Origin of the sequence: Acidovorax sp. NB1 (genome assembly GCF_005405905.1) — a bacterium.
GTDB lineage: Bacteria > Pseudomonadota > Gammaproteobacteria > Burkholderiales > Burkholderiaceae_C > Acidovorax.
Map to the genome: position 1 here is coordinate 121,124 of NZ_BJHU01000009.1, position 18,418 is coordinate 139,541.

The window sequence follows — 18,418 nt, forward strand, 5'->3', positions numbered from 1 at the left end:
TGCGGCGCGCTCATGGCCAACCGCGAAGCCCTGCGAGAACTGCAGACCCGACTTGCCAGCCGCCTGCAGGCCGCAAGAACCGAAGGGACCTCTGTGTCATCCTGGCTGGCTGTCGAGTCCGCCGGGAGTTTTTACTTATTGCCACTGGGGCAGTCGGGGGAAATTTTCCCCTGGGCCTCCGTGCAGGCCGTGCCCTATACCCAGAGCTGGTTCCTGGGTGTTGCCAACCTGCGTGGTGGGCTGGTGGGGGTTGTGGACCTGGCGGGTCTGCTGGGTTCGGCGGCGCCGCGATCCGAGCAGGCGCTGGCCGAGTCCAGCCTGCTGGCCTTCAACGCCGCACTGGATGTCAATGCGGCGTTGCTGGTGGACCGCTTGGCGGGTCTGCGCGGCACCGACGCCTTTGTGTCGTCCGAGCCCCCTGCCGAGGACGCTCCCAGCTTCTTTGGCACCACCTATATCGATTCCAGCGGCACACGCTGGCAGGAGCTGAACCTGCAGATCCTGTCCCAACATCCCGCTTTCCTGAGCATCAGTGCTTGAGTTTTTCTGTAAGGCTGCACCATGTCCGTCGTCAATCAATTTGGAAAACTGTTCAACCGGAAACCCTCTGCGCCGGATGCTGGCGCGGCCGCCGGCACGGCTGACGATGGGCAGGATGTCCTGGCCACAGGCGCTCTGGATGGCGCGCAGTTGCGCGACTCCTACCAAGCGGAGGCCATGAACAGTGTTCAGGGGGATCCCGATGGTTACCCCTCCGAATTGGCAGTTTCCGAAACGGACGAAGAGTTGATCTCTCTGCCCCTGCTGGGGCGCTCGACGGCCGCAGGCCACCAACGCCGTCTGCTGGCCCTGCTGCTGGTGGGCGTGTTGGTGCTGGGTGCGATTGCGTTCTGGGTGCTGCAGCAGGCGGACCGCTCCGCGCAGCAGCTGGCGGCTACCGGCCAATCGCTGATGCAGTCGCAACGTCTGGCCAAGTCGGTGTCGCAGGCGCTAGTGGGTAGCCCACAGGCATTCCCGGACGTGGTGGAAAGCTCGGGCGTGCTGGCGCGCAACGTGCGTGCCCTGAATGCGGGTGACAGTGAGCTGGGCGTGCAGTCGCTGGGCGAGCCGTTCAAGCCTGACCTGGATGCCGTCAACCCCCTGATGGAGCGCGCCGAGCGCAACGCCAGCGTGGTGATGGGCCAGCAGAAGATCCTGACCCAGGTGGGCGACGCTCTGCGTACCATCAACCGCCAGTCTTCCGACTTGCTGGAAATCGCTGAAACCGTGTCCTCGCTGAAGCTCCAGCAGAATGCCCCGGCCGCTGAAATTTCTGCAGCTGGCCAGCTGGTGATGTTGACCCAGCGTATCGGCAAATCGGCCAACGAATTCCAGACCATGGAAGGCGTGAGCCCCGAGGCCGTGTTCCTGCTGGGCAAGGACTTGAACTCTTTCAAGGAAATCGCCCAGGGTCTGCTGGATGGCAGCCCCGAACTGCGCCTGGCTGCCACCAAGGACGCCCAGACCCGCGAGCAACTCGAAGCCCTGGTCAAGCTCTATGAGCAGACCCGCACCCAGGCCAGCGCCATTCTGGGCAACCTGCAAGGCCTGGTGTCTGCGCGTGAAGCGCAATCCGCCATCATTGCCGACAGCGAACCGCTGCGCCGCCAACTCGAAGGCCTGCAGACCAAGCTGTCCGCCCAGACCGGTCTGGGTGCTGGCCAGTTTGCCGCTCTGGCACTGGCCGGTCTGTTCGTGCTGCTGTGCGGTATCGGTATTTCGCGTGTTCAGCTGCTGGACAGCCGAGGCCGCCAGGCAGCTGCCGAAACGCAGCAAAAAGACGCCAAGCGCCAGGAGCAGGAAGCCAAACGCGTCAATGACGCCAACCAGGCCGCCATTTTGCGTTTGATGAACGAACTGCAGTCGGTTGCTGAAGGTGACTTGACACAGGAAGCCACGGTGACCGAAGACATTACGGGTGCCATCGCCGACTCGGTGAACTACACGGTGGAAGAACTGCGCCAGCTGGTGGGCAGCGTGCAGAACACGGCGACCCGCGTGGCGCAGACGACCGCGCAGGTGGACAACACCTCGACCGAACTGCTGGCTGCTTCGACCGAACAGCTGCGCGAAATTCGTGAAACCGGCCGCTCCGTTCTGGACATGGCGACCCGAATCAACGAAGTGTCCACACAGGCGCAAGAATCCGCCACGGTGGCCCGTCAGTCGCTGCAAGCCGCTGACTCGGGTCTGCAAGCCGTGCAGAACGCCATCGGCGGTATGAACTCCATCCGCGACCAGATTCAGGACACTTCCAAGCGGATCAAGCGCCTGGGCGAATCGTCGCAGGAGATCGGTGAAATCACCGAGCTGATTTCTGACATTACCGAGCAGACGAACGTGTTGGCCCTGAACGCCGCCATCCAGGCCGCGTCTGCCGGTGAAGCCGGTCGTGGCTTCTCGGTGGTGGCGGAAGAAGTGCAGCGCCTGGCTGAACGTTCTGCAGACGCGACGCGCCAGATCTCGGCGCTGGTGAAAGCCATTCAGACCGACACCCAGGATGCCGTGGCCGCTATGGAGCGCTCCACGCAGGGTGTGGTGGAAGGGGCGCGTCTGTCTGACAGCGCCGGTACCGCGCTGACCGAAATCGACCGCGTGTCGCGCCGCCTTGCTGAACTGATTGAGCAGATTTCGTCCTCCACTTCGCGTGAAGCTGTTCTGGCCAACGAAGTGGCCGACAACATCCAGCACATTTTTGCGGTGACCGAGCAAACGGGTGAAGGTACCCGCACCACGGCACAACAGGTGCGTGAGCTTTCGCACATGGCCGAAGAACTGCGCCAATCGGTGGCACGTTTCAAGATCGCCTGACAGCAGTAGTCATCAACCAGCTGGCTCATTGCAGCCGGGGACAAATACATGTCATCTATTGATGCCAACAATGCACCGGCCGCAGAAGGGACCCAGGGGGATCAGGACCTGGGTCCTTTGGCTTGGGTGCTTGACGAACTGCGGAAGTCACTCGACGGTGCGGTCAAGGCCATGCGCCGTTTTGTGCGCGATGCGGAAGTTGCGCGTGAATCCGATCTTGCAGCGCTGGACGCTGGCGCGCTGCGCATAGCGCGTCAGCAGCTGCACCAAGCATGTGGCGCACTCGAAATGGTGGGCATGGGCCCACCAGCCCTCGTGCTGCGCTCCATGGAGTCTGCGGTCCAGAAGTTTGTCCAGCGCCCGGAAACCTGCAGCGACGAAGCGGCTGCAGTGATCGAGCGCGCAAGTTTTGCGCTGATCGAATACCTGGAAACCGTGCTGGCGGGCAAGGCGGTATCACCCGTGGCGCTGTTCCCTCAGTACCGCGACGCCCAGGCGCTGGCAGGTGCCGACCGCGTGCATCCGGCAGACCTCTGGCCTGTGGAGCGCCGTTTCCGCGAACCCGAAGGGGCCGTGACCCTGCCGCCCTTGCCATATGGCCCCGAGGCGCGGGCGCGGCTGGATGCGGCCGTGCTGCGCATTGTCAAGTCCGGCGACCTCAAGGCTGCGCTGAACCTGCGAGATACCTGTCTGGGGCTCGTAGCAGCCCAGTCAGACCGCCAGGCACGTGCGTTCTGGAAGATTTGCGCTGGCTTCTTCGAAGCGTTTGGCTCCGGCCTGTTGTCCCCCGATGTGTACGTCAAACGGGTGGCCTCGCGGGTGCTGATGCAGTACGCGACCCTGGCCAAGGGCGACCCCACCATTGCAGACCGGCTGGTTCAGGACCTGCTGTTCTTCTGTTCGCAGGCCAAGGCCTCCGAGTTGCCCGAGGACGCTGCACCTTCGCTGCGCGCCGTGCGCCAGGCGTTTTCCCTGGACCGTTTCAAGCCCGTTGATTACGAAACCGCGCGGTTTGGCCGCTTCGACCCGGCAGTGTTGGCGCAGGCGCGCAAGCGCATCGCATCGGCCACCGAGACCTGGTCGGCACTGGCCGGTGGTGATCGCAACAAACTCAAACCGGCAGCTGACCAGTTCAGCCTGGTGTGCGACTCGCTGCGCAAACTGCATCCTGGCAGTGAGAACCTGGCCCTGGCATTGACGCGGGCAATGGACTCCACCACCCGCTCGGGCGAGCCGCCATCGGCCGCCTTGGCAATGGAAGTGGCGACTTCGGTGTTGTACCTGCAGGCGGCGTTTGAAGAACTGGATGCTGCCGACGACCAGATGGAGGCGCGTGCCACCCGGTTGGCCGAGCGCCTGGACGCGGTGACAGCAGGTGCCGAACCCGAGCCGCTGGAGCCCTGGATGGAGGAGCTGTACCGCAGGGTCAGCGACAACCAGACCATGGGCAGCGTGGTGGACGAGTTGCGCGTGACCTTGGGCGAGGCTGAGAAGGCGCTGGACCAGTTTTTCCGCAACCCCCAGGACACGGCGGTTCTGGCCACAGTACCCGGACATCTGGCCCAGATGCGCGGTGTTTTGTCGGTGCTGGGGCTTGACCAGGCGTCGCTGGCCGTGGTGCGCATGCGCGATACGGTGGAGCGTCTGCTCATCAACGAGGTGCCCGAAGAAGGGCGCCAAGCCGTGTTCGAAAAGCTTGGCAACAGCCTGGGCGCACTCGGTTTTCTGATCGACATGCTGAGCTATCAGCGCACCATGGCGCGCAAGCTTTTTGTCTATGACGAGGACCTGGGCGAGCTGCGCATCCTCATGGGCAAAACCCGTGCGCGTGCGTCTGACGCGATGGAGGAAGCCCCAGCCAAACTGGAGGAGCGCACCGCGACCCTAGTGCCTGACGTGCTGCCGCGCTTCCCAGCGCCGGAGCCTGTCAGCGAACCCACGGACTTTGCTCCGATTCTGGACCTGGGCCCTGCTCCAGTCAGCGAGCCTTCCCCCCAGTCAGAGCCAGAAAGCCTGGCTCCGGACATTTCCTTCGATGTGGCTGCGCCTGCTGCCCCCGCGTCGGTTGTCGCCGCCGCAGATGCACCAGCACCAGCACCTATTGCCAAGGCTGCTGTACCGGATGTCGAAGATGAGTTGCTGGACGTTTTCCTGGAGGAAGCACGCGAGGTGGTGGTCAACGGATTGGCCGCCATTGATCTGCTTCAGGGGGAGCCTGGCAATCTGAGCGAACAGACCACGTTGCGCCGTGCGTTCCACACGCTCAAGGGCAGTTCGCGCATGGTGGGCCTCAACGACTTCGGCGAAGCCGCCTGGTCGATGGAGCAAATCCTCAACGCCTGGCTGGCTGAGCAGAAGCCCATGCAGCCGGGCTTGTTGACACTGTCCTCGGACGCCTTGCGGGCATTTGGCCGCTGGGCCGATGACATTGCGGCAGGCCGCGCAACCGGCTGGGATCCTGAATCCTTCCGCAAATCTGCAGATGCGATGCGCCTTGACGGTACGTTGCTGCCTTTGGTCGTGCCTTCCGAGGGGGACGAAGCCCCTGGGACTGTTCCAGAGATCGAACCCCTGGCGGCGCTGGAACCAGAAGCGGTCGAACTGGCCGCCGGTACCGTGTCTTCGGATGGCCTCGATGCTCATCCTGAGGACGATCTGGGCCTGATGGACTTCCAGGCGACCGAAATTTCGGAGCATGTGCACGAACAGCCTGCAGCTGTTGAAGCACCCGTTGCGCCTGAAGTGGCTGCAACATCCGGTGTGGCTGAGGTTGCGGAGGATATTGACTTCTCGGTCTTTACCGCCGCCCTGAATGCCGATTCGGCCCCCGCTCCGTTGGTAGATCCGTCCAGCGCCGACTTTGTGCTCGACCTAGAGCTGCCTGATCTGGATTTGCCCGATGTGGCGCCTGTTGCCGAGGTCTCTGCCGTGGCTGCTGTCGCAGAGCCGCTGGAGGAGATTCCTCTGGAAGCACTGACTTTGTCTGATGCAGAAGCCAGCACAGCGCCAGAGGCCGTGGTGCCCGCAGAGATCGAAGCCGAGGTGCCAGAGGCATCCGATGCCCTCGCGTCACTGGATGTCGAAGCCTTGGAGCGGTTGCTTGAAGCCGAGTCCGCCGCTGCTGAGGTCCCGGTGGAGGCGCATGAGGCCGTTGAATCTGCCGATGCCGAGTTGCCCTCTGAAATGGCTGGGCTTCTGGAGGCCTTGCCGCAGGAGGACAGCACCAGCGACGATGCGGTCAAGGTGATTGACACCCTGCGTATCAGCATCCCTCTGTACAACGTGTACCTGAATGAGGCCGACGAATGGTCGCGCCGTCTGGTGACTTGTCTGCAGGAATGGTCGCTGGAACTGCACGAGCCCCTGCCCGACATGGCGGTGGCACTGGCGCATTCGCTGGCGGGCAGTTCTGCCACGGTCGGTTTCACTGCCTTGTCGGAATTAGCGCGGGCCTTGGAGCACGCAATGCAGCATGTGCAGCTGCAATCTGGCGGCACCGAGGAACAGGCCCGGGCCTTCATGGGCGCTGCGGAAGACATCCGCCGCCTGCTGCACCAATTCGCTGCGGGCTTCCTCAAGGAGCCCAACGAAGAGGTGCTGGAACAGCTGCGCCAGATTTTGGAAGCCGAGGTGGTTGTCACCTTGTCTCCGCCAGAGGAAGACGCTGTCGAAGCTTTCCCCATCGAGATGGTGGAGCCCGTGGCTTCCGAGCCCGCGCCAGACGCGATCGACGAGCCCGAGGCCTATGCCGAGGCAACCCTGGAGCCCGCGCCCGTCATCATCCCGCAAGGCCATGTGGCGCCTGCGCTGTCTGTGGTGGCTCACGATCAGGACCAGTTGATCGACGACGCGATCGCCCACGCCGTGGCGCTGTCTTCGGACGTCGATGACGACATCGACGCCATCGACGTCATCGATCCCGACCTGTTCCCGATCTTCGAGGAAGAGGCCGCCGAGTTGCTGCCTCAACTGGGCGGTGCCCTGCGCCAATGGGCCGCGCGGCCTGACAACCTGGGTGCCCGCAGCGAAGTGCTGCGTGCCCTGCACACGCTCAAGGGCAGCTCGCGCCTGGCCGGTGCCATGCGCCTGGGCGAAATGGCCCACCGGTTGGAATCTGCGATTGAGCAACTTGATCCCGAGACCGTCACAGCCGATCAGATCGACCCCCTGCAAGGCGGTTTTGATGGCCTGCAGGCGAATTTCGATGCCCTGCGGGCGATTGGCCAGACCCCTGCCGACACGGTGGTGGCCCTGCCCGTCGAGGGCGCGAGGGCCCGTCTGGACGCTGCTGATGCGCCCATGGCACCCGCCGCTGCGTTGGTGGATGCCGCTGCGCCTGTCGCTCCTGCGGTCCGTTTGCCCGGCCCCTCGCAACTGGCGCCCTTGCGCGTGGCTGCGAGCCAGTCGGTGCGCGTGCGTGCGCAGCTGCTCGACCGCCTGGTCAATCAGGCGGGCGAGGTGATGATCAGCCGCTCGCGTCTGGATGTGCGCCTGGGGCAGTTCCGCAGCTCGCTCTCCGACCTGTCGGGCAACCTCGACAGGCTGCGCCAGCAACTGCGCGACATTGAAGTGCAGGCCGAATCGCAGATGCAGTCGCGCCTAGCTTTGTCCAAGGATTCGGCCGCTGGTTTCGACCCGCTGGAATTCGACCGTTTTACCCGCGTGCAGGAACTCACCCGCATGATGGCCGAATCGGTGAACGACGTGGCCACCGTGCAGCGCAACCTGCAGCGCGCCATGGAAGGTGCCGAAGACGACCTGATCGCCCAGGGCCGCCAGGCCCGGGAGCTGCAGCGCGACCTGCTGCGCACCCGCATGGTGGAGTTCGAAGGCATTGCCGAGCGCCTCTACGCCGTGGTCCGCCAGGCCTCCAAGGAGACTGGCAAGCAGATCAAGCTGGACATCACCGGCGGCTCCATCGAAATGGACCGTGGCGTGCTGGACCGCATGACCCCCGCGTTCGAGCACTTGCTGCGCAACTGCGTGGCCCATGGCATCGAAGATCCCGAAGTGCGTGTGGCGGCGGGCAAGCCGGCCTCCGGCACGATCACCGTGGATCTGCACCACGAAGGCAACGACGTGTCGGTGGAGTTCCGCGACGACGGTGCGGGCCTGAACCTGCCGCGCATCCGCGAAAAGGCCCTGTCTCAGGGCATCGTGGAACCCGGTGTGGAACTCAGCGATTCCGAGGCCGCCAACCTGATCTTCATGCCCGGTTTCTCGACGGCATCCGAAGTGACCGGCCTGGCCGGACGCGGCATCGGCATGGACGTGGTCCGCGCCGAAATCAACGCCCTGGGGGGACGTATCGAAACCTCGACCGAGGCGGGCAAGGGCGCGGCGTTCCGCATGGTGCTGCCCTTGACGACTGCGGTGACGCAGGTGGTGATGCTGCGCACCGGCGACCTGGCGGTGGGCGTGCCTGCCAACGTGGTGGAAATCGTGCGCCGCACTTCTGCGGCCGACCTGGAGGAAGCCTACCGCACCGGCGTGTTTGACGACGGGATGGAGAAGGTGCCCTTCTTCTGGTCTGGCGCCTTGCTGCAGGCGTCTGCCCGCAGCCATGAGCCCGCTGGCAAGACCCGCCCCGTGGTGATTTTCCGCAGCGCCGCGCAGCGTGTGGCCATGCATGTGGACGAAGTGCTGGGCAACCAGGAAGTTGTGGTGAAGAACCTCGGCCCCCAGTTGTCCCGCCTGCCAGGCCTGGCCGGGATGTCGGTGCTGGCCTCGGGTGCCGTGGTACTGATCTACAACCCGGTGGCGCTCGCCACGGTGTACGGCGATCAGGTGCGTGCTGCCAGTGTGGGCATGGCGCCCGCCCCGGAAACGGAGGGTGGTGCGGGTGGTGGCAAGCAGGTGGTCTCGCCCCAGCTGGCGGGGCCCAGCCAGGTGCCGCTGGTGTTGGTGGTGGACGATTCGATCACCGTGCGCCGCGTCACGCAGCGCCTGCTGCAGCGCGAAGGCTACCGGGTGGCCCTGGCGGCCGACGGCCTGCAGGCCCTGGAGCGGCTGCAGGAGGAGCGTCCGACCGTGGTGCTGTCCGACATCGAAATGCCCCGCATGGACGGTTTCGATCTGGCGCGCAACATCCGTGCAGACGGTGCGTTGCGTGACCTGCCGATCATCATGATCACCTCGCGCATTGCCGAGAAGCACCGTGAACATGCGATGGAGCTGGGCGTCAACCACTACCTGGGCAAGCCGTATTCGGATGAGGAGCTGCTGAGCCTGATCCAGCACTACGCCCGCATCGCGGCAGCGGCCGAGGCCTGACATACCATGCGCATCATCCACAGCCCCGTCCTTCACCGGCGGGGCTGTGGTTTTTTGGGCTGCCATGTTTCCGTGATGGGTGGCGCTACGGCGAGTGGGGCTGTGGGCCCAGGGGCTGACCCGCTGCAGCCCGCCTTTTGCAGATGGCCAGTGTGCTGATGGACCCGGGAGCGCCGTCGCCCTCTGCCGATCCTCGCCTGCTGGCGTGCCTGGCCTTTGTGGCCAGGGAGCGGGCCTCCGATCTTTTCCTGCTGGCGGGTGCGCCGCCCACCATCAAGCGGCAGGGCGCGTTTGCGCCGATTGCCCAGCAATTGCTGTCGGCGGAAGACGTTCGGCAGATGGCGTATTCCATCTTGCGCGATGCACAACGGCATGAGTTCGAGACCACGATGGAGTGTGATCTCTCGTTCCAGACCCCCGAGGGCGAGCGTTTTCGCGTCAATGTGCACCGTCAGCGTGGACAGGTGGGCATGGTGATACGGCATGTGATTGCGCAGATACCAGACCTGCAGACGCTGGGCCTGCCACCGGTGCTGCAGCAACTGGCCTTCCTCAAAGGTGGTCTGGTGTTGGCGGTGGGGGCCGCAGGTTCGGGCAAGACCACCACACTGGCCGCATTGCTGGACCACCGCAACACCCACGCGGGCGGGCATATCCTGACTGTGGAAGACCCGATTGAGTACCTGCACACCCACAAGAAGTCGCTGGTCACCCAGCGCGAAGTGGGGCTCGATACGCAGTCCTATGACGAGGCCCTGCGGCGGGCCATGCGCGAGGCCCCCAATGTGATCCTGATCGGTGAGATCCGCGACCGGGCCACCATGCAGCACGCGCTGCACTATGCCGAGTCCGGGCACCTGTGCGTGTCCACCCTGCATGCCAACAACGCCAACCAGGCGGTGCAGCGCATCCTGAATTTCTTCCCCGAGGATGCCCACCGCCAGCTGCTCATGGACCTGTCGCTCAATCTGCGCGCGGTGGTGGCCTTGAGGCTGGTCACAGGGCTGGCCGGGAGCCTGGTGCCCGCCACAGAGATCATGCTGCTGACCCCCTACGTGGCCGAACTGATCCAGAAAGGCCAGATTGACGAACTCAAGACGGCCATCACCCGCAGCGGGGAGCAGGGCATGTGGAGCTTCGACCAGTCCCTGCTGTCCCTGGTCGAGCTGGGTGTCATCTCACCCGCAGAAGCGATTGCCAATGCCGACAACCGCACCGATGTGCGCCTGCGCCTGCGGCTGGCTGCTGGTGCTTCGCTGGGTGGCGAGGGCATGCAGATGACACCGGAGGAGCCGCCACCGGGCGATCCGCCGCCCATGGCGCATCGCTAACCCACGGCGGCCTGCTTTAGTCCGCAGAGCCGTGTGTTGTCACCCTGCAGCCGTCTTGACCACGGCATACCGCTCCAGCGTGCGTTGCCGTGCGGCATCGTGCTCCACCACGGGGAAGGGGTAGGTGTGTCCCAGGCGTACGCCGGCTTCCTGCAGCTCCAGGGGGCGCGCCAGCCAGGGAGCGTGCAATGCCTTGGTCGGGAGCGCTGCAAGCTGGGGCAGGTAGCGGCGGATGAACTTGCCCTCTGGGTCGAACTTCTCGCTCTGGCTCACCGGGTTGAAGATGCGGAAATAGGGCTGGGCATCGCATCCGCTGGAGCTGGCCCACTGCCAGCCGCCATTGTTGGCGGCCAGGTCGAAGTCATTGAGGTGGGTGGCAAAGTAGGCCTCGCCCCGGCGCCAGTCGATGCCGAGGTCCTTCACCAGAAAACTCGCTACCACCATGCGCAGGCGGTTGTGCATGTAGCCCGTCTGGTTGATTTGTGCCATGGCGGCATCCACCAGCGGGTAGCCTGTGCGGCCCTCGCACCACGCGGCAAACAGGGCATCGGCTTCTGGGCCGGTTTCCCACTGGATGGCGTCGTAGGCCGGTTTGAAGCTGTGGTCCACCACATGGGGGTGGTGGTGCAGGATCTGAAAATAAAAGTCGCGCCAGATCAGCTCGCTCAGCCATGTCGCAGCGCCGGGGTTGCCCGCCTGCACCAGCCCGTGTGCGGTGCGCGCCAGCAACCGTGGCGAGATGGTGCCAAAACGCAAATGCACACTGAGGTAGCTCGGGCCCTTGACGGCAGGAAAATCGCGCGCATGGTCGTAGCGCTCGATGCGGCCCAGAAAATCATCAAACAGCTGCTGCGCGCCACGGGCGCCGGTGGGCAGCCCGGGGGTTGGCGACGCGCTGGCCTCAAACCCCAGCGACGCCAGCGTGGGCAGGGGCTGGCAATGCGCCTGGGGGCGCGGCGCCAGGTGGTGCGCGTGGCGTTCCACGGGGTAGCTTTTGAGCTGGAAGGCGTCGATCTTCTTGAGCCAGGCGTTTTTGTAGGGCGTGAACACGCTGTAGGGGTTGCCGGTCTGCGTCAGCACCTCACTGCGTTCAAAAATGGTGTGGTCCTTGAAGGTGTGAAATGCCTGGCCCGCCGCCGCCAGCCGGGTGCGCACCAGGCTGTCGCGCGCCAGCGCCTGGGGCTCGTCATCGTGGTTGGCAAACACGGCCTGTACGCCCAGGCGCTGCGCCAGTGCCGGAATCGCCTCGCTGGCCACGGCATGCAGCACGATGAGTCCGCCCCCTGGCTGGCCAGACAGGGCGCGCAGCGAGGCGTCCAGCTCCACCAGCGATGCCAGGATGAACTCCACCCGCCGGTCCACCCGGGGCAGGCCATCCAGAATCTCCTGGTCCAGCACAAAGGCGCAGTGCACCTGCTCGCACTGCGTCAGCGCCCGGTACAGGGCGGCATGGTCCTGCGCACGCAGGTCGCGCCGGAACCAGACTAGACCGCTTGGGTAGGAAGGCTCGGAAGGGGTCGCCATGTTCACCGTTAAAATTGAGGGATGTCTTTCGATTCTGCGCCCATCAACCTGACGCATCACTTCCTGATTGCGATGCCCGGCCTGGAAGATGAGTCTTTTGCGCGCAGTGTGGTCTACCTGTGCGAGCACAGCGAACGCGGCGCACTCGGACTCATCATCAACAAGCCCTCGGACATCACCCTCAAAAGCCTGTTCGACAAAGTAGATCTGTCGCTGCGGCGCGAAGACCTCACCCGGGAGCCTGTGTTCCAGGGCGGCCCAGTGCAGACCGAACGCGGTTTTGTGCTGCACGAGCCCATGCTCATGGACAAGGCCGAGACTGACGAATCTGCCTACGCCTCCACCATGACCATCCCCGGCGGCCTGGAGATGACCACCTCCAAGGACGTGCTCGAAGCCCTGTCCACGGGCGCTGGGCCGCGCCGCGTGCTCATCACGCTGGGCTACTCGTCCTGGGGCGAGGGGCAGCTTGAATCGGAGCTGGCCGAGAACGCCTGGCTCACCGTGGCGGCGGATTTGTCGGTGATCTTCGACACCCCCGTGCCCGAGCGCTACGACCGGGCCTTGTCGCTGCTGGGCTTGAAGGCCTGGATGCTGTCGCCCGAGGCGGGGCACGCATGACCGGTTCGCCCGTTCAGTCGATCCAGCCGCCAGCCGTTCCTGCGCATTTCCAGACCTTTCTTGCTTTTGACTTTGGCCTCAAGCGCACGGGCGTGGCCTCGGGCAACCGCATGCTGCGCAGTGCCACCCCGCAGCGCACCATCCAGGCCGAGGGCGACGCTCGCTTCGCCCAGGTGGCCGAGCGCATCAAGGAATGGCAGCCCGACGCGCTGGTGATCGGCGTGCCTTACCACCCTGACGGCGCGAGCCACGAGAACACCGCACGCGCGCTCAAGTTCGGCCGCCAGTTGCGTGGCCGATTCGGCTTGCAGGTGTTCGAGGTAGACGAGCGCTACAGCACCACCGAGGCCATTGCGGGTGGTGCCAAGGATGCCGACGCAGCGTCGGCCTGCATCATCCTGGAACAGTTTTTGAGGAATCTCCCATGACCACCCCATCCCCCGGAATGTCCGGCAGCTTGGTGCTAGACGCCGAGGCGTTGTACCGCGAACTGCTGCGCGGCGTGCGCAGCATGCTCACCCCCACCACGCGCCTGGCGGGCATTGCCTCGGGCGGTGCCTGGCTGGCCGAGCGCCTGCAAAAAGACCTGGGCCTGGAAGGGCCCGCCGGCGTGCTGTCGTCGGTGATGCACCGCGACGACTTCGCCCAGCGCGGCCTGTCGGCCAGCGCGCAGACCGCTCTGCCGTTTGATGTGAACGGTGCCGACGTGCTGGTGCTCGACGATGTGCTTTACACCGGCCGCACCATCCGCGCCGTGCTCAACGAGCTGTTCGACTACGGCCGCCCCGCCAGCGTGCGCCTGGCCGTGCTGGTGGACCGGGGCGGGCGCGAGCTGCCCGTGCAGGCCGACTTTGCCGCCGCCCGCGTGGCCCTGCCGGTTGCCCATTCGCTGGCCCTGGCGCGGGGCGACAGCGGCACCTTCCAATTCCAAGTCCAAGACAAAGACTAAAGAGGCCTGACCGTGCTGCACAAGCGCAATCCCCAACTCAACGGCAACGGCGAACTCATCCACCTGCTGTCCATCGAGGGCCTGCCGCGTGACATCGTCACGCACATCCTCGACACGGCTGCCAACTTCGTGAGCGTGAACGACCGCGAAGTGAAAAAGGTACCCCTGCTGCGCGGCAAGAGCGTGTTCAACCTGTTCTTCGAGAACAGCACGCGCACCCGCACCACCTTCGAGATCGCGGCCAAGCGCCTGTCGGCCGACGTGATCAACCTCGACATCGCGCGCAGCTCGGCCAGCAAAGGCGAGTCGCTGCTCGACACCATCGCCAACCTTAGCGCGATGGCAGCCGACCTGTTCGTGGTGCGGCACAGCGAGTCGGGCGCACCGTACCTGATTGCGCAGCATGTGGCCCCCCATGTGCACGTGATCAACGCGGGCGACGGCCGCCATGCCCACCCCACGCAGGGGCTGCTGGACATGTACACCATCCGCCACTACAAGAAGGACTTCAGTAACCTCACCGTGGCCATCGTGGGCGACGTGCTGCACTCGCGTGTGGCGCGCTCCGACATCCACGGCCTCACCACGCTGGGCTGCGCCGAAGTGCGCGTGGTAGGCCCGCGCACCCTGGTGCCGTCGGACATGGCGCAGATGGGCGTGCGCGTGTGCCACACGCTCGAAGAGGGCATCAAGGATGCCGACGTGGTCATCATGCTGCGCCTGCAGAACGAGCGCATGAGCGGCGCGCTGCTGCCGTCCAGCCAGGAGTATTTCAAGAGCTTTGGCCTCACACAGGAAAAGCTGCAACTGGCCAAGCCCGACGCCATCGTGATGCACCCCGGCCCCATCAACCGGGGCGTGGAGATCGACTCTGCCGTGGTCGATGGCAAGCAGAGCGTGATCCTGCCGCAGGTCACCTTTGGCATTGCGGTGCGCATGGCCGTCATGTCCATCGTCGCCGGGAATGAGGCGTGAAGCGCGCAATGATTGCTCCTGTTTTCATAGCTGCTAGCGCACGCCTGATGCGCGGAGGCAGCCAATTTGGCTTGAAATCATGAAGATACTGATCCAGAACGGCCGGGTGATCGACCCCGCTTCGGGCCTTGACCAGACCTGTGACATCGCCATTGCCGCAGGCCGCATCGTGGGCGTGAACCGGGTGCCACCCGACTTCGCACCCAAGCGCGTGGTGGATGCCACCGGCTGCATCGTGCTGCCCGGCCTGGTGGACCTGGCTGCGCGGCTGCGCGAGCCGGGCCACGAGCACGAAGGCATGCTCGAATCCGAAATGGCCGCCGCCGTGGCCGGTGGCGTGACCAGCCTGGTCTGCCCGCCCGATACCGACCCGGTGCTCGACGAGCCCGGTCTGGTGGAGATGCTCAAGTTCCGCGCCGAGAAGCTGCACCAGTCGCGCCTGTTTCCGCTGGGCGCGCTCACGCGCAACCTCGCTGGCGAGGTGCTGACCGAGATGGCCGAGCTGACCGAGTCCGGCTGTGTGGGCTTCGGCCAGGCCGAGGTGCCGCTGGCCAGCACCCAAGTGCTGCAGCGCGCGCTGCAGTACGCCGCCACCTTTGGCTACACCGTGTGGCTGCGCCCGCAGGAGATGCATCTGGGCAAGGGCGTGGCCGCCAGCGGTGCGCTGGCCACACGGCTGGGCCTGTCGGGCGTGCCCGTGGCGGCGGAGACCATTGCGCTGCACACCATCTTCGAGTTGCTCAAGACCACCGGCGCGCGCGTGCACCTGTGCCGCCTCAGCAGCGCTGCGGGTGTCGAGCTGGTGCGCCGTGCCAAGGCCGAGGGCCTCAAGGTCACCTGCGACATCAGCATCAACACGCTGCACCTCACCGAAAACGACATCGGTTTCTTCGACAGCCGCGCGCGCCTGACGCCGCCGCTGCGCCAGCAGCGCGACCGCGACGCCCTGAGCGCGGCGCTGCTCGATGGCACCATCGATGCGCTGGTGTCCGACCACACCCCGGTCGATGAAGACGCCAAGACCCTGCCGTTTGCCGAAGCCGAACCCGGTGCCACGGGCCTGGAGCTGCTGCTGTCGCTGGCGCTCAAGTGGTCGCAGGACAGCGGCGTGCCCCTGCAGCGCGCGCTGGCTGTGGTCACCGCAGAGCCCGCACGCGTGCTGGGCAGCGCCCTGGGCACGCTGCAGGCGAGCGTGGGCCAGATCGTGGAAGGCGGCGTGGGCGACCTCTGCATCTTCGACCCGCAGGCCGCCTGGACGGTGCATGACGACGCGCTCGCCAGCCAGGGCAAGCACACACCGTTCTCGGGCTACGAGCTGCCCGGCCGTGTGCGCATGACCCTGGTCGGTGGGCAGGTAGCTTTTGACCGCAGCTGAGACAGTGCGGCGCAGCACCTGTGCACTGTTTGCTGTCCAGCGTGCAACGCCCCACTAACGAGGCCCGGCTGTGAAGTTCCTGCGCGCCAGCTGGCGCCTCTTGCGGCTGCTGGGCCATATTGCCAAGGGCCTGTGGATCGTGGCGCTGCGGTTTCCATCGCTGTCGCCGGACCAGCAACATGCCCGCGTGCAGGCCTGGTCGCTGGAGCTGCTGGCCCATGCGGGCATCAGCCTGCGCATCCTGGGCCAGCCACCGCTCACCGGGCCGGTGATGCTGGTGGCCAACCACATCTCGTGGCTCGACATCCCCGTAATGCACGCCGCGCGGCACTGCCGCTTTGTCTCCAAATCCGACGTGCAGGCCTGGCCGCTGATCGGCACCCTGGCCACGGCGGCGGGCACGCTCTACATCGAACGCAGCTCGCGCCGCGACGCGCTGCGCATGGTGCGGTCCATGCAGGAAGCGCTGGAGCGTGGCGAGGTGCTGGCCGTGTTCCCCGAAGGCACCACGGGCGACGGGCGCGAGATGCTGCCCTTCCACGCCAACCTGCTGCAGGCCGCCGTGGCCGCGCAGGCGCCGGTGCAGCCCGTGGGTCTGCGCTTTGCCGACAAGGCCACCGGCACCACCAGCTTTGCGCCCAGCTACATCGGCGATGAAACCCTGGTGGGCTCGATCTGGCGCACGCTCAGCGCCCCGCCCATCGAAGCCGTGGTGCACTACGGCCCGCCGGAGCTGGCGGGCGAACGCGACCGCCGCACCTGGACGCAGCACCTGCACGACACCGTCGATCAACTGCGCAAAGCCTGAAAACGGTCGCAGGCTCCGGGCCCTGGCTCCCCAAAAGCCGTCTTTGTGCGGCAAAAGCGTGCATATTCCACGCTTTGGGCCTTGCAGGCGATGGCTCGGGTGGTCTGCACGGCGCAATGCCCCGTATCGTCCGCGCTTTCCGTTTGCCTGCGGGTCATCGCAGGCCTTTGCACACTGCCGGGAGGGCACCATGAACCTGATCGAGCGCGCCAAGCGCATTCTTCTGCAACCCAAAGAGGCCTGGGCCGCCATCGACGCCGAAAGCACCGATGCCGCCACCCTGTTCACCCGGTACGCGATGGTCCTCGCCGCCATTCCGGCGGTCTGCGGCTTCATCGGAATGTCGCTGATCGGCTTTGGGGGCTTTGGCGTCACCATCCGCGTGCCCTTTGTGTCGGGGCTGGTGAACATGGTGGTGTCGTACGTGCTCAGCCTGGTCGGCATCTTTGTGCTGGGCCTGATCATCGATGCGCTGGCGCCCACCTTCGGCGGCCAGAAGAATTCCATCCAGGCGCTGAAGGTGGCGGTGTATGCCAGCACGGCCGCCTTGTTGGGCGGCATCTTCAGCCTGTTGCCCGCGCTGGCCATGCTGGGGCTGCTGGCGGCGCTGTACTCCATCTACCTGCTCTACACCGGCCTGCCGGTGCTCATGCGCAGCGCGCCCGAGAAGTCGGTGGGCTACACCGTGGTGGTCATCATTGCGGCCATCGTGGTGGGGGTGGTGATCGGTGCGGTCAGTGCGCTGGTCTTGCCCCGGGGCGGCGGGCTGATGGGGGGCGCCGCAGGCCCTGCCATCACCATGAACACGCCCGGTGGCAAGGTGTCCATCGACACCGCAGGCCTGGAGGCCGCAGGCAAGAAGATGGAAGAGGCTGCCCGCAAGATGGAAGAGGCCCAGAAAAGCCAGGACCCCGCCGCGATTGCCGCTGCCACCGGCGACGCCGCCAAGGCTGCCGCAGGCCTGCTGGGCGGAGGCCAGGCCATTGCGGCGCAGGCGCTCAAGGCCGCGTTGCCCGAAAAGCTGGCGGGCCTGCCCCGCACTGGCTTTGACGTGCAGGACGGCGCGGCCCTGGGCCTTCCCACCAGCCAGGCCAGCGCGCAATATGGCAGCGACGACAAGCAACTGCGCCTGGAGATCGTGGACATTGGCGGCCTGGGCCAGATGGCCGCGATGGCCATGGGCATGGCCCAGGGTGAAAAAGAAGACCAGACCAGCGCCGAGAAAACCTGGCAGGAGGGCGGCCGCACGCTGCACACCCGCTACGAAAAAGACGGCAGCCATGCCGAGTTCAAGACCATCCTGAAGAATGGTCTGGTGGTCAGCATCGAGGGCGACAAGGTCGGTGTGAAGGAGTTGCAGGGCCTGATGTCGCAGCTGGACCTGAACGGGCTGGAGAGCCTGCAGCGCAAGGGCAAGTCCTGAGAAGGTGCGAACGAACCCGCCATGCCCGCTCATCCCGCCAAAACACACCCGCTCGTCGTTGCAAATGCTCGCCATAGCCCGAGCTATGGCTGCGCTTTGCGCCTAGATCGAGCGCGTTTTGGCGGCCTGCTCGGGCCCGCCGGATTCATTCACACCTTCTAAATTCGCACGGGTCGCGTATTCGTGCACGAGGGCCGACATCTGTCGGCCTTTTTCTTTGCTGCCTGCGAACGGCGGCTGGGGTGGCTGGCGATAGACTGGCCTCGGCCATTCATCACTCCTTATTGAC

Annotated in this window: 12 protein-coding genes; 11 read left to right on the top strand and 1 reads right to left on the bottom strand. The window is 65.4% G+C overall.

What is annotated here, in order from left to right:
- Nucleotides 1-12 precede the first annotated feature (12 nt).
- The 4 genes from AvAM_RS03965 (at nucleotide 13) to AvAM_RS03980 (ending at nucleotide 10,454) form a co-directional block, all read left to right on the top strand.
- Complete coding sequence (locus AvAM_RS03965) at nucleotides 13-540, top strand: chemotaxis protein CheW (protein WP_137745864.1); 528 nt, start codon at nucleotides 13-15, stop codon at nucleotides 538-540.
- Between the two features lie 21 nt (nucleotides 541-561).
- On the top strand, nucleotides 562-2,850 hold the full coding sequence (locus AvAM_RS03970; protein WP_137745865.1) for a methyl-accepting chemotaxis protein: 2,289 nt from the start codon (nucleotides 562-564) through the stop codon (nucleotides 2,848-2,850).
- A gap of 48 nt (nucleotides 2,851-2,898) precedes the next feature.
- Nucleotides 2,899-9,123 (top strand): Hpt domain-containing protein, encoded by a 6,225-nt coding sequence (locus AvAM_RS03975; RefSeq protein WP_137745866.1) that lies wholly within the window; start codon nucleotides 2,899-2,901, stop codon nucleotides 9,121-9,123.
- Between the two features lie 158 nt (nucleotides 9,124-9,281).
- Nucleotides 9,282-10,454: a PilT/PilU family type 4a pilus ATPase gene (locus AvAM_RS03980; protein ID WP_137745945.1), complete on the top strand. Its 1,173-nt coding sequence runs from the start codon at nucleotides 9,282-9,284 to the stop codon at nucleotides 10,452-10,454.
- 39 nt (nucleotides 10,455-10,493) lie between these two features.
- Here the strand turns inward: AvAM_RS03980 and AvAM_RS03985 are convergent, their stop codons facing one another.
- Nucleotides 10,494-11,978 carry a deoxyribodipyrimidine photo-lyase gene (locus AvAM_RS03985; RefSeq protein WP_171012130.1) on the bottom strand — a complete coding sequence of 495 codons (1,485 nt, stop codon included), beginning with the start codon at nucleotides 11,976-11,978 and terminating at the stop codon, nucleotides 10,494-10,496.
- A 21-nt stretch (nucleotides 11,979-11,999) separates the two neighbouring features.
- Here AvAM_RS03985 and AvAM_RS03990 point away from each other — a divergent pair, with 21 nt between their 5' ends.
- The 7 genes from AvAM_RS03990 to AvAM_RS04020 all read left to right on the top strand — a co-directional run bounded on the left by AvAM_RS03990 (nucleotide 12,000) and on the right by AvAM_RS04020 (nucleotide 18,129).
- Entirely contained in the window at nucleotides 12,000-12,599 is a 600-nt protein-coding gene (locus tag AvAM_RS03990; protein WP_094291428.1) for a YqgE/AlgH family protein, read from the top strand.
- On the top strand, nucleotides 12,596-13,027 hold the full coding sequence (ruvX, locus tag AvAM_RS03995) for a Holliday junction resolvase RuvX (protein WP_094291427.1): 432 nt from the start codon (nucleotides 12,596-12,598) through the stop codon (nucleotides 13,025-13,027). The genes AvAM_RS03990 and ruvX overlap by 4 nt, the downstream gene beginning before the upstream one ends.
- The gene (gene pyrR, locus AvAM_RS04000) at nucleotides 13,024-13,548 is read left to right on the top strand and encodes a bifunctional pyr operon transcriptional regulator/uracil phosphoribosyltransferase PyrR (RefSeq protein ID WP_060987636.1); all 525 of its coding nucleotides are present in this window, start codon (nucleotides 13,024-13,026) and stop codon (nucleotides 13,546-13,548) included. The genes ruvX and pyrR overlap by 4 nt, the downstream gene beginning before the upstream one ends.
- Nucleotides 13,549-13,560: 12 nt before the next feature.
- Nucleotides 13,561-14,523: an aspartate carbamoyltransferase catalytic subunit gene (locus AvAM_RS04005; protein ID WP_056066217.1), complete on the top strand. Its 963-nt coding sequence runs from the start codon at nucleotides 13,561-13,563 to the stop codon at nucleotides 14,521-14,523.
- 79 nt (nucleotides 14,524-14,602) lie between these two features.
- Nucleotides 14,603-15,898 (top strand): dihydroorotase, encoded by a 1,296-nt coding sequence (locus AvAM_RS04010; protein ID WP_137745868.1) that lies wholly within the window; start codon nucleotides 14,603-14,605, stop codon nucleotides 15,896-15,898.
- Between the two features lie 70 nt (nucleotides 15,899-15,968).
- Complete coding sequence (locus AvAM_RS04015; protein ID WP_137745869.1) at nucleotides 15,969-16,706, top strand: 1-acyl-sn-glycerol-3-phosphate acyltransferase; 738 nt, start codon at nucleotides 15,969-15,971, stop codon at nucleotides 16,704-16,706.
- Between the two features lie 190 nt (nucleotides 16,707-16,896).
- Nucleotides 16,897-18,129: a Yip1 family protein gene (locus AvAM_RS04020; protein WP_137745870.1), complete on the top strand. Its 1,233-nt coding sequence runs from the start codon at nucleotides 16,897-16,899 to the stop codon at nucleotides 18,127-18,129.
- The last annotated feature ends 289 nt before the right edge of the window (nucleotides 18,130-18,418 follow it).

Excerpts from the sequence above, each read along its gene's own strand:
- AvAM_RS04010 (WP_137745868.1), top strand. The coding sequence starts at position 14,603 with ATGAAGATACTGATCCAGAACGGCCGGGTGATCGACCCCGCTTCGGGC.
- AvAM_RS03985 (WP_171012130.1), bottom strand. The coding sequence starts at position 11,978 with ATGGCGACCCCTTCCGAGCCTTCCTACCCAAGCGGTCTAGTCTGGTTC.
- AvAM_RS04020 (WP_137745870.1), top strand. The coding sequence starts at position 16,897 with ATGAACCTGATCGAGCGCGCCAAGCGCATTCTTCTGCAACCCAAAGAG.
- AvAM_RS03965 (WP_137745864.1), top strand. The coding sequence starts at position 13 with ATGGCCAACCGCGAAGCCCTGCGAGAACTGCAGACCCGACTTGCCAGC.
- AvAM_RS03970 (WP_137745865.1), top strand. The coding sequence starts at position 562 with ATGTCCGTCGTCAATCAATTTGGAAAACTGTTCAACCGGAAACCCTCT.
- AvAM_RS03975 (WP_137745866.1), top strand. The coding sequence starts at position 2,899 with ATGTCATCTATTGATGCCAACAATGCACCGGCCGCAGAAGGGACCCAG.
- pyrR (WP_060987636.1), top strand. The coding sequence starts at position 13,024 with ATGACCACCCCATCCCCCGGAATGTCCGGCAGCTTGGTGCTAGACGCC.
- AvAM_RS03980 (WP_137745945.1), top strand. The coding sequence starts at position 9,282 with ATGGACCCGGGAGCGCCGTCGCCCTCTGCCGATCCTCGCCTGCTGGCG.
- ruvX (WP_094291427.1), top strand. The coding sequence starts at position 12,596 with ATGACCGGTTCGCCCGTTCAGTCGATCCAGCCGCCAGCCGTTCCTGCG.
- AvAM_RS03990 (WP_094291428.1), top strand. The coding sequence starts at position 12,000 with ATGTCTTTCGATTCTGCGCCCATCAACCTGACGCATCACTTCCTGATT.